The organism is Arthrobacter sp. 18067, from assembly GCF_902706295.1.
Classification (GTDB): Bacteria; Actinomycetota; Actinomycetes; order Actinomycetales; family Micrococcaceae; genus Arthrobacter.
On record NZ_CACSJJ010000006.1, the window covers coordinates 124709 to 136447 of the forward strand.

The following is an 11739-nucleotide window of genomic DNA, read 5'->3' on the forward strand; positions in this document are numbered from 1 at the left end:
AAGTGACTGAAATGTTCTACGACGACGACGCAGACCTGTCGATCATCCAGGGCCGCAAGGTAGCCATCGTCGGCTACGGTTCCCAGGGCCACGCCCACGCGCTCAACCTGCGCGATTCCGGCGTCGAGGTTGTTATTGCACTGAAGGACGGCTCCAAGTCGGCCGCCAAGGCAGAGGATGCAGGCTTCACGGTCAAGAACGTTGCCGACGCTGCCGAATGGGCAGACGTCATCATGATCCTGGCACCGGACCAGCACCAGCGCTCGATCTTCAACGACTCCATCAAGGACAAGCTGACCGAGGGCAAGGCGCTTGCCTTTGCACACGGCTTCAACATCCGCTTCGGCTACATCGAGGCTCCGGCCGGCGTTGACGTCATCCTGATCGCTCCGAAGGCTCCGGGCCACACCGTGCGCCGCGAATTCGAAGCCGGCCGCGGTATCCCGGACATCATCGCCGTTGAGCAGGACGCTTCCGGTTCCGCATGGGACCTGGCGAAGTCCTACGCCAAGGCCATCGGCGGCACCCGCGCCGGCGTCATCAAGACCACCTTCACCGAAGAGACCGAAACCGACCTCTTCGGCGAGCAGTCCGTCCTTTGCGGCGGTGTTTCCCAGCTCGTCCAGTACGGCTTCGAAACCCTGACCGAGGCCGGCTACCAGCCGCAGATCGCCTACTTCGAGGTTCTCCACGAGCTCAAGCTCATTGTGGACCTCATGTGGGAAGGTGGCATCGCCAAGCAGCGCTGGAGCGTTTCCGATACCGCAGAGTACGGCGACTACGTCTCCGGCCCGCGCGTCATCACCCCCGAGGTGAAGGAAAACATGAAGGCTGTCCTCGCCGACATCCAGAGCGGTGCGTTCGCCAAGCGCTTCATCGACGATCAGGACAACGGCGGCGCCGAGTTCAAGGAACTGCGTGCCAAGGCAGAGCAGCACCCCATCGAAGAGGTCGGTCGCGAACTGCGCTCCCTGTTCTCCTGGCAGCAGCAGGACGCTGACTACGTTGAAGGTTCCGCAGCCCGCTGATCCTTGGACGCATGAGCCCAGCGGCGCATGCCCTGCACGACGCCCGTCCGGCCAACACAGCCGGGCGGGCGTCGCCGTTTTACCCGTCGTTTCTCCACCGAATTGCTCAGCCACCCAGGCTGTGAACTTCTTCACAACAGCTACCGGTCCGGCCGTAACATCCCTCGCCGGCACCGGAATCCCCGCCCGGATTCGATATTCTGGGCTGGTCCCGGCGCCGTGCCCCGGGCCACGCATCCGCTCCTTGTCCAGTTCTGTCCCAAAGTTGTCCAAAGTAAGGTGCCACCCGTGTCAGCCAGCAAACCCGTCGTCCTCCTCGCCGAGGAACTTTCGCCCGCCACAGTCGAGGCATTGGGCCCGGACTTTGAAATCCGACAGACCGACGGCGCCGACCGTTCCCAGCTGCTGTCCGCAATCGCCGACGTCGATGCCATCCTGGTGCGTTCGGCCACCCAGGTGGACGCCGAAGCCATCGCTGCGGCCAAGAACCTCAAGGTCATCGCCCGTGCAGGCGTCGGACTGGACAACGTGGACATCAAGTCCGCCACGCAGGCCGGCGTCATGGTGGTCAACGCCCCCACGTCCAACATCGTTTCGGCCGCGGAACTCACCGTGGGCCACATCCTGAGCCTCGCCCGCCACATTCCGCAGGCCAGCTCCGCGCTGAAGAACGGCGAGTGGAAGCGCTCCAAGTACACCGGCATCGAGCTCTTCGAGAAGAAGATCGGCATCATCGGCCTGGGCCGCATCGGCGCCCTGGTGGCAGCCCGCCTGCAGGGCTTCGAGACCGAGATCCTCGCCTACGATCCCTACATCACGGCGGCCCGCGCTGCCCAGTTGGGCGTCAAGTTGGTCACGCTGGATGAACTTCTGCAGAATTCCGACTTCATCACCATCCACATGCCCAAGACTCCCGAGACGGTAGGCATGCTGGGCGCGGACGCCTTCCGCAAGATGAAGGAATCGGCTTACGTCATCAACGTTGCCCGTGGCGGGCTGGTGGACGAAGAAGCACTTTATGTCGCTCTGAAGGAAGGCCAGATTGCCGGCGCCGGCGTGGATGTCTTCGTCAAGGAGCCCAGCACCGACCTCCCGTTCTTCGAGCTGGACAACGTTATTGTCACCCCGCACCTTGGTGCGTCCACTGACGAAGCCCAGGAGAAGGCCGGCGTTTCTGTTGCCAAGTCGGTCCGCCTGGCGCTTGCGGGAGAACTTGTTCCGGACGCTGTTAACGTTGCCGGCGGCGTTATCGCTCCCGACGTGCGCCCGGGCATCCCGCTGATCGAAAAGCTGGGCCGGATCTTCACTGCGCTGACCCACGCATCCTTGACGCAGATCGACGTCGAGGTCGCTGGCGAAATTGCGGCACTGGACGTCAAGGTGCTTGAGCTGGCTGCACTGAAGGGCGTATTCGCCGACGTTGTCACCGAGCAGGTCTCCTACGTGAATGCTCCGGTCATCGCCGAGCAGCGTGGTATCAATACCCGCCTCATCACCACCCCGGACGCAGAGGACTACCGCAACGTCCTGACCATCCGCGGTGCGCTCAGCGATGGCTCGCAGATCTCCGTTGCCGGTACCCTGACGGGTCCCAAGCAGGTGGAGAAGCTCGTGGGCGTTAACGGATACGACGTAGAAATCCCCATCAGCGAGCACTTGGTTGTTGTGGCCTACGCCGACCGTCCCGGCGTGATCGGCACCATCGGACACATCCTGGGCATGAACAACATCAACATCGGCGGCATGCAGGTGGCCCGCCAGACTGAAGGCGGCCAGGTTCTTGCGCTCCTGACCATCGACAGTTCCGTTCCGCAGCAGGTCCTGGAGGCCATCAAGGCCGGTATTGGCGCAGACATGGTCCGGGAAGTGGACCTGGAGGACTAGGACTGGAACTGATTTCCACCCGCTAAGTTCGCGTGCCGGCGACACACCTTTGGCACGCAGGAGTGGCCGGTCTGCTTACAATGGCTGAGTCCGTGATTCGGACCCGGCAGCAGGCCGGCCACAACTTTTGCACATACAGCCCGGTATTCCCTTGTGTCTTTTGAGGAATCACGGACTCTGTGTGCGCGCCCGCAATCAAGGTCTCAGGGAGCCCAATGAACGCCGTCCAAAGGTTCATCAGAAGCCGTGTGCTGCTGCTGACCGCGGCCATTTTGATCGTCGCAATGTGCTTGTCCGTCCTCGTCCAAAGCCAGTCGCAGGCTGCTTTGAACCGGACAGTGGACGAGAACTCGCGGGGACTCTACGACATCCTGGTGCAGGCGAAGCCTGACCAGGCCCAAGACGGCGACGGCGGTGCCTTGATCCAGCCGGAAATCGCCAACGGCCAAGGCGGCATCAGCTTCGAGCAGCTGGAAAAGATCCGGACCATGGGCCAAACGGCCGTGGCCGCGCCCATCAGCCTCGTCTCACGCGTATCGCAGAACCTTGAGGCCCCCCGCCTCAATGCCATGGACTACCTCGGGTACAACGCAGGCCTGGCCGGAGCGGTGACCGCAGGGGATCCTTCCGCCATGGATTCCAGCAAGTGGCCTGCTGCGGAATCGGTGCTGTCCGATAGCCCCAAGAAATACCGCTTGACCGCCTCGGCCACGAGCTCGGACGGGGTGAACCAGCAGACGCTGTTCAAGACCAGCGCTGAAGGCACCTTGGGCAAGGGCCGCTTGATCCAGGAGCAGGCAGCCGGCGGCACCAACGTCCGGATCGCAGGCCCGGACGGCGAGACAGGAGTCAAGTTCCCTGCTCCGGCACTCGGTTCAGAGCACAACCTTTTCAACCTCTCCGTGGCGCTCCCCCTGGCACCTGAGGTGACCGAATCCGTCGTCGCAGTCGACCCTGCCGCCGAGCGTGCGCTGCTGGGCTCCGCAGGTGACTTCCTGGCTCCGCTTGAGAAGGCTCCGCCGGCCGACGCCCGTGACGCGGGTGCCATCGGACGCCACTTCGAGAGCCTGTTCACTACAGGCCTGAGCATGGACCAACTGGAAGAAGGACCGGACTTCCTGGGCGTCAAGCTCAAGTACTGGGCGCCGCTGATGACGCAGTACCAGCAGGCCAAGCGTGACGGTTTGCTGACCGATGATTCCCAGGCCATTCCGCTGATTGTTCGTTCCGGCACCTCCCTTGACCTGCAGTACTCGGTGAAAATCGAGGAACTTGACGCAAGCGGCAAGGTGGTCAACGAGGTCGGCACCGTGACGCGGTCCTTGGACAAGGACTATCTCCCGTTCGTCTCCAAGTCCCCGTTTGCCCTCGAATGGCCGGGATCCACGGACCACAGCAAGCTTCTGGGCAGCACCGCCTCCTTCAGCCAGGGCCTGTACAACCCGGCCACGTGGAGCACGGCATTTGCCGCAGCGCCGCAGTACAAGGACGGCGACGAGGCCTCCAACGGCGCATCTGACAAGAGCGCGACGCCGGGGGAGTGGGTCACTGTTAACCGCTTGCCCGAGAAGTCGTCCTTCGGCGCGGCCGTGGACCAGACGCAGCGCAAGCCGGTTGATGAGCGTTCCTACCGGGAAGACCTGGAAACGGGTAAGAAGCCGGCAGCGCCGCTGCCCATGGTTTATGGCACCTTTGATCCCGCCGATGTCCAGTCCGCAGCAGGGGACGTCAACAAGTTGCCCCTTGGCGGCTACGATCCCACCCCCATGACGCTCAGCAAGGACGCTGAAGGTAAGGATGTCGACGGCACGGAACTGAAGCCCTCGTTGAGTGCAACAGGCCTGGTCAGCCAGTCCGCAGGCGCCATCACCGATTACTACGGTCTGGCAGCGGCGCGCGGCTACGACACCAACGCCGACGTCATTGACGCCATCCGGGTCAAGGCATCCGCCACCGGCAACTGGAAGACGGCGCAGCCGGAGGTCGAGAAGCTTGCGACGCAGATCCGCGAGCTCGGCCTCGAAGCCACTGTCGTGGCCGGTTCCGCACGTGAAGACGCCAATATCTTCGTCCCCGGGTACAGCAAGGACGACGCCGGCAAGGAATCGCCGCTGGGCACCGTCCAGCAGTCCTGGGTCCGCCAGGATGCGGCCGACGCCGTTTCGGGTTCCCTGACCGGTACCAACATCACCTTGCTCTTCCTGACGCTTCTTGGCGCGACGCTCCTGACAGGCGCGTCCACGGTGAGCTACATCCGGCAGCGCCGGAGCGAAGCCGGAATCCTCCGGGCGATGGGTTGGACGCAGAAACGCATCCGATCCTGGGTCCTTGAAGAATTTGCTGTCGGCGCCGCAGCCCTCGCTGCAGCGGGCCTCATTCTCAGCCTGCTGAGCTGGAACCTCGCCACAGTCATCGTGTCAGTGACCATGCTGGTCATTTATGTCGGTGCAGCGCTGCTGGCTGCCCAGCAGTTGCGTCATCGCGTAGTGATCGATCAGGAACCGCAGCATGATGACCGCCTCGTGACAGTGGACTCACCGCTGACATTCGCCAACAGGCAACTGACCACCAACAGGTTCAACTCGATTTCGCTGGCAGTGGCAGTAGGCGTGTTCGGTGCTGCTGTGGGTGCATTGATCGCCTTGCTGATCGACATCCCCAGGGCAGCAGGTGCCAGTGCCTTGAGTGGCCTGGCAGCTGCGAGCATTGCCCTGCCGAGTGTCATCCTGGCCATCTTCGGTGTGGTCGTCGGCCTGCTGCTGACGCTCGTCACCGGGCGTTTTGAACTTCATGCAAAGCGGGAGTACCTGGGTACCCTGCGGGCCATGGGCTGGAACCCGGACATGCTTGGGCAGGTCCGCTTCTTTGAAAACGCACTTGTAGGCACAGTGGCACTTCCCCTGGGTGTCCTCGGCGCCCTCGGGCTGGGACTGCTCCTGGCTCCCTACGCGGCTCTTTGGGCCGGACTGGCCGGTCTGCTGGCCGTAATTTGCTGGATTCCGATTGCAACGAAAGTAGTCAAATGACTGACAACCTCAACCCCGAGCTGACGGCCACCCCGGAGTCCACGGACGAGTCGCTGCAAACCCGCGCCAACACCATCGTGAAGGCCGCGGACCACGCAACTCCCTTGGAACTGAGCCGGGTCACCATTCACTACGGTGGCGACAAGGGCGGCGCTGAGGAAGTCGACGTCGTCGATGACTTCAACCTCACGCTGCACGCCGGCGAGATGCACTGCATCGCGGGCCGAAGCGGCTCCGGTAAGACCAGCATCCTGACGGTGAGCGCCGGATTGACGCTCCCGACGTCGGGCAAGGTCTTTTGGGAAGGCCTGCCGCTGGACACCATGGGCGACGACGAGATCGCAGACCGCCGCCGTGCACTCATCGGTTACGTGGATCAGGGTGGTGCCCTGATTGACGGCATGAGTGCCCTGGAAAACGTCCTCCTTCCCGCCGTGCCGGATGGGGAAGTGGAACAGCGGACTGAGATGGCCAAGGACCTCCTGGACCTGGTGGGCCTCGGACGACGCATGCGTCACCGTCCCGCCCAGCTCTCCGGCGGTGAGCGCCAGCGTGTGGCCATCGCCCGCGCACTGATCCTTGGCACCCGCGTACTGGTAGTGGATGAGCCCACCGCGAGCCTCGACCGGGCCGCAGCCAACCGCATCATCGGAATTCTGAAGGACACCACGAGTGACGGCATCGCTGTGCTGGTAGCCTCCCACGACCATGAGCTGGTGCGGCTCAGCGATACGCTGACCGAACTTAACTAAAGCTATTTCATCCCAAATAAAGGTAACTTCTTAGAGTGACGTCTCCAGAGAAATCCCCGTTCTACATCACTACCGCAATCAGCTACCCCAACGGCGTACCGCACATCGGCCACGCCTACGAGGTCATTGCCACTGATGCCATGGCGCGCTTCAAGCGCCTGGATGGCCATGAGGTGTTCTTCATGACCGGAACGGACGAGCACGGACTCAAGATGCAGCAGTCCGCCGAGAAGGAAGGCATCACTGCCAAACAACTCGCGGACCGCAACTCTGCTGCCTTCAAGCAGATGAGCCAGGACCTGGGCATCTCCCACGATCGCTTCATCCGCACCACGGACCAGGACCACTACGCCGCCTCGCAGGCCATTTGGAAGAAGATGGAAGCCAACGGCGACATCTACCTGTCCAAGTACGAGGGCTGGTACTCGGTCCGTGACGAGGCGTACTACGTCGAGGACGACACCGAAGTGAAGGAAGACGGTCTCCGTTACTCCAAGGAGACGGACACCCTGGTGACCTGGACGGCTGAGGAAAGCTACTTCTTCCGGCTGTCCAACTACCAGGAGAAGCTCCTGGCGCTCTACGAGGAACAGCCTGAGTTCGGCGCTCCGCAGTCCCGCTTCAATGAGGTCATCAGCTTCGTCAGGCGTGGCCTGGAAGACCTGTCCATCAGCCGCACCACCTTCGACTGGGGTGTCCCTGTTCCGGGCGATGAGAAGCACGTCATGTACGTGTGGGTCGACGCCCTGACCAACTACCTGACGGGCGTCGGTTACCCGGACGTTGAGTCTGAGTCCTTCAAGAAGTTCTGGCCGGCTGACGTTCACGTCATTGGCAAGGATATTTCCCGCTTCCACGCGATCTACTGGCCGGCGTTCCTCATGAGCGCAGGGCTTGAGCTGCCCAAGCGCGTCATGATCCACGGCTTCCTCACCAACAACGGTGTGAAGATGTCCAAGTCCTTGGGCAACGTGGTGGCACCGCAGGATTTTGTTGCCCAGTACGGTTTGGACCAGTGCCGCTACTTCTTCCTCCGCGAAGTTCCCTTCGGCGCGGACGGCAACTACAACCATGAAGCCATCGTGGGCCGCATGAACTCGGACCTCGCCAACAACTTCGGAAACCTTGCACAGCGTTCGCTGTCCATGGTGGCGAAGAACTGCGAAGGAAAAGTCCCTGTGCCCGGCGGCTTCACGGCTGAGGACAACGCTTTGCTGGCGCAGGCAGGGGAGTTGCTGGCAACTGCCCGTGCTGCGTTCGACAAGCAGGAATTCAGCCGCGCCCTGGAGGCAATCTGGACTGTCCTTGGCGACACCAACGCCTACTTTGCCGAACAGGCTCCGTGGGTGCTGCGCAAGACCGACGTCGAGCGCATGAACACAGTCTTGTACGTCACGCTGGAGGTAGTCCGGATTGTGGCGATCCTCGCGCAACCGGTCATGCCGTCGTCGTCGGCCAAGCTGCTGGAAGTCCTGGGCCAGGCCGAAGGCGAAGCCCGGCAGTTCGCCGCCATCGCCACTCCGATCGTGGCGGGAACGGAGTTGCCGGCCCCCGCGCCGGTGTTCCCGAGGTACGAGGAACCCGTCGAGGCCTAAGACTTAGGGCGCTCTCTCACGTCCTGCCATCAAACGCGAAACGCTCTCTCACTTCCTGCCGGTCCGCTGGCGGGAAGTGAGAGAGCGTTTCTCTTTAAGCGGGATTAGGTGAGAGAGCGTTGGTGGCTACGCGGTGGCCAACCCCTCAACCGGTGACAGGCGTGCAGCGCGTCGGGCCGGGATCACGGACGCGAGCAGCCCGGCCACCACAGCCACCCCAAAGACCCCTGCCAGCTGCAGCCACGGCACCGCTGGGACAACAGTCGCCACGCCGCCCAGGGTTGCCTGTGCCCCCAGCCATCCGTAAACGATGCCCATGCCGGCACCCATGATGGCGGCTACGCCTGCTACTAGTACTGCCTCGATGGCCAGCATCCCGCGCAGTTGGCCCTTGGTCAGGCCCAGCGCCCGAAGGAGCGAGTTCTCCCTGGTTCGTTCAAGCACAGACAGGGACAAGGTATTGGCCACACCGATCAAGGCAATGACCACTGCGACGCCGAGCAGCCCAGTGACCACCAGCAGGAGCACGTCGATGATGCTGTTGAACGTCACGCGCTCGATCGCGGCCCCGCTGACAGTACGTTCCTGAACGCCAAGTGCTGCTGCGACTTCCTTCTGGATGGCCTGCACCCGGTCCGTGGACACGGAATCATCCAGTTTCACCCACACCATGGAGGCAGTTCCCGGCAGTGGGTCGGAGGAGATGCTGGTGCTTTCCACGAAGGCCGGAACGTGCCGGGTCCGCAAAACCTTGGCGTCGAGTGAAACGCTGCCGGCCGCCGTCGTGATCGTGGCGGGTCCCTCCGGAGAATCCTCGGGAAGGTACACGGTGCCCGGGAGCGGCTTCAGATTGTTGTCGCGGAGCACGGACGCAGCATCTGCCGCGGAGAGGCCGTAGATGGTCGTGCCGCGGTCAGGGGTAGTGGTGTCGCTCAGTGTTCCCACCGGCTGCAGCAAGACCGCAGCGCTGACGCCGTCGAGGGACTGAATCCTTTCCAGAGCCTGGCTGGGCTCGCCAGAGCCGTCCACTGCTGTCTGCGCGGACAGGTCCACGGGATAGTTCTCGGCCAAGGTGTCGTTGAACGCCTGCCGGGAGGTCGCTGCGCCCGTCATCATCAGGGACACCAGCGTGACGCCGATCAGAAGCGCAGCCGCGGTAGCCGAAGTGCGGGCAGGGTTGCGCGTGGCGTTGACGGCGGCAAGCTTGCCCGGTACTCCGGCCGGCGCGGCCAGGCGGCCGGCCAGGGCCACGACTGTGGGGATGAACAGGGTGGAGCAAAGCAGAATGCCTACGAACGAGGCAGCACCACCCAGCAGCGCGATTCCAAGCGAAACGTTCATGCTGCCGTACACCAGCAGGGCTGTCCCGCCAGCCAAGGCCAACAGGCCAAGAATAAGCCGGACCTTGCCGCGCCGGTTCCGAACGGAGGCATCGTCGGCTGGCCGCAAGGCCGCAAGAGGTGCGACGGCGGTCGCTGCCTTCGCGGGCACCAAGGCTGCGAGGACCGTCAACAGTGTCCCGGCCACCAAGCCGGCGATGATGGCCGACGGCGGCACCGCCAACGTCGCAAACGCTTGCTCGGGCTGTGACTTGGCCCAGGCAATCAATCCGGTCATCAGGCCTGTCGCGGCGAGGACACCGAGCACCGAGGAGATGAATCCCACCACGACAGCCTCGACCATAACCGATCCGCGGATCTGTGCCCGCCCGGCACCAAGGCATCGCAGGAGTGCCAGCTCCCTTGTCCGTTGGGCAATCAATACGGAGAACGTGTTGGCCACCACAAGGGTGGAGACGAGGATGGCCACGCCCGCGAACGCGAGCAACACCACCGTCAGCTGGTCCTGGCCCGCACTGAGCATGGCCACGGTGGAAGTGACCCTTTCCGGCGCCGTTTCCAACACGGGCCCAACTGCGCCCGCAGCTTCCATGCGGTGGGTGATGTACTCCTTGGCCGCGGTGACGTCTTCGCCGGGCTTGAGCGAGAACTGCAGTCCCGTGAACCCGGCCCCGGCATCCTGGACCGCGTTCAGGACCGATTCGGACGCCACCAACTGTGCGGCCGATGATGAGAAGGGATCATTCGTGGCCTGTGTCAGGCCCGTGATCGTCACTTTGGCATTCTTGACGGGTCCGGCCCCGTGGAGCTCGAGTGTGCTCCCAATGGCGAGGCCCAGATGTTCCGCTGTCTTGACGTCAATGACAGCCTCCGAAGCCTTGGCTGGCATGGATCCAGACGACAGGACCGCGCCTTCAAGCGACCCGGGGGCTGCATTTCGCAGCCGCCCATATTGCTCGCCGCCACCGGCCTCGAACGTGACATATGTGGAGCGCTCGGCATAGCTATCCTCCACGGCAGGGGAGGACGCGGCTGCATCCACTGCCGCCTGTGTGAACGCTTCACCGTTCTTGGACGTAGCAACGAGGTCGGCGTTGCGGTAGGCCTCGCCGATGCTGGCACCCAAGGACGCCTTCGTACTGGCGCCCACCATCAGCGTGGCGGAGAGGAACATGACGGACAGCATCACGGCGAGACCGATCGCAACGAACCGCCGGAAATGCGTCGTCAATTGGGAAAGGGCAACACGCAACATGCCTCAGGCCCCCAGCTTGCCGAGTGCGGCCAGGACGGAATCTGCCGTTGGATCGTGGATCTCGCCCACCAGGCCGCCGTCACTCATCAACACCACGCGGTCGGCGTAGCTGGCGGCCACGGGATCGTGGGTGACCATGATGATGGTTTGGCCCATCTCCTGGCTGCTCCGGCGGAGCAGCGCAAGGACTTCGCCGCCGGCCTTGGAATCGAGATTGCCAGTGGGTTCATCGCCAAACACGACGTCGGGCCGCGTCAACAAGGCGCGGGCTACGGCCACGCGCTGCTGCTGGCCGCCGGACAACTCATGCGGGCGGTGCTTCAACCGGTCCTTGAGCCCAAGCGTGCTGACCACGGTATCCAGCCACCCGGCGTCGGCGGTGGTTCCCGCCAAGGCAAGCGGAAGCGTGATGTTCTGTTCGGCCGTCAAGGTGGGCACCAGGTTGAATGCTTGGAAGACGAAGCCGATGCGCTCCCGGCGGAGGGCGGTGAGCTGACGATCGTTCAGCCCCGTCAATTCCGTGCCGCCCAGCACAATCCGTCCGGAATCCGCAGTATCAAGGCCGGCAAGGCAGTGCATGAGCGTGGACTTGCCTGAACCGGATGGGCCCATGATGGCAGTGAACTTGCCGGCGTCGAAGCTCACCGACACCTCGTTCAGGGCCGTTACGGAGGTATCAGCCCGGCCGTAGCTCTTTGTCAGCTTGAAAGCCTCGACGGCGGGACGCACCTGGTCTGCGTCCGATCCCGTGGGGCGGCCGGTTCCTGACGGGTGGGGGAGAGGCGTGAATGTTGTCATGGTTCCACGCTATGTTTTGGTGCCTCCTGCCGGGATCGGGCCTGGGGCCCATTATCCGGCA

7 protein-coding genes are annotated in these 11739 nt (G+C 63.3%); 5 read left to right on the forward strand and 2 right to left on the reverse strand.

Going from position 1 to position 11739, the window contains the following annotated elements:
* Window positions 1-2 precede the first annotated feature (2 nt).
* The 5 genes from ilvC (at window position 3) to metG (ending at window position 8285) form a co-directional block, all read left to right on the forward strand.
* Window positions 3-1028, forward strand: coding sequence for a ketol-acid reductoisomerase (ilvC, locus tag GVL04_RS07920; protein ID WP_159702194.1), 1026 nt, complete (start codon window positions 3-5; stop codon window positions 1026-1028).
* 288 nt (window positions 1029-1316) lie between these two features.
* Window positions 1317-2912, forward strand: coding sequence for a phosphoglycerate dehydrogenase (gene serA / locus GVL04_RS07925; protein WP_159702197.1), 1596 nt, complete (start codon window positions 1317-1319; stop codon window positions 2910-2912).
* 215 nt (window positions 2913-3127) lie between these two features.
* Complete coding sequence (locus GVL04_RS07930; RefSeq protein WP_159702200.1) at window positions 3128-5938, forward strand: FtsX-like permease family protein; 2811 nt, start codon at window positions 3128-3130, stop codon at window positions 5936-5938.
* On the forward strand, window positions 5935-6690 hold the full coding sequence (locus GVL04_RS07935) for an ABC transporter ATP-binding protein (protein WP_159702203.1): 756 nt from the start codon (window positions 5935-5937) through the stop codon (window positions 6688-6690). Before GVL04_RS07930 ends, GVL04_RS07935 begins: the two co-directional genes overlap by 4 nt.
* A 35-nt stretch (window positions 6691-6725) precedes the next feature.
* Window positions 6726-8285 (forward strand): methionine--tRNA ligase, encoded by a 1560-nt coding sequence (gene metG, locus GVL04_RS07940; protein ID WP_159702206.1) that lies wholly within the window; start codon window positions 6726-6728, stop codon window positions 8283-8285.
* 126 nt (window positions 8286-8411) lie between these two features.
* Here the strand turns inward: metG and GVL04_RS07945 are convergent, their stop codons facing one another.
* Window positions 8412-10880 (reverse strand): ABC transporter permease, encoded by a 2469-nt coding sequence (locus GVL04_RS07945; protein ID WP_159702209.1) that lies wholly within the window; start codon window positions 10878-10880, stop codon window positions 8412-8414.
* Window positions 10881-10883: 3 nt separating this feature from the next.
* Entirely contained in the window at window positions 10884-11678 is a 795-nt protein-coding gene (locus GVL04_RS07950; protein ID WP_159702212.1) for an ABC transporter ATP-binding protein, read from the reverse strand.
* Window positions 11679-11739 lie beyond the last annotated feature (61 nt).

What these genes read in the sequence shown, in the direction of transcription:
- GVL04_RS07930 (WP_159702200.1), top strand. Translation starts at nt 3,128, where the DNA reads ATGAACGCCGTCCAAAGGTTCATCAGAAGCCGTGTGCTGCTGCTGACC.
- GVL04_RS07945 (WP_159702209.1), bottom strand. Translation starts at nt 10,880, where the DNA reads ATGTTGCGTGTTGCCCTTTCCCAATTGACGACGCATTTCCGGCGGTTC.
- GVL04_RS07950 (WP_159702212.1), bottom strand. Translation starts at nt 11,678, where the DNA reads ATGACAACATTCACGCCTCTCCCCCACCCGTCAGGAACCGGCCGCCCC.
- GVL04_RS07935 (WP_159702203.1), top strand. Translation starts at nt 5,935, where the DNA reads ATGACTGACAACCTCAACCCCGAGCTGACGGCCACCCCGGAGTCCACG.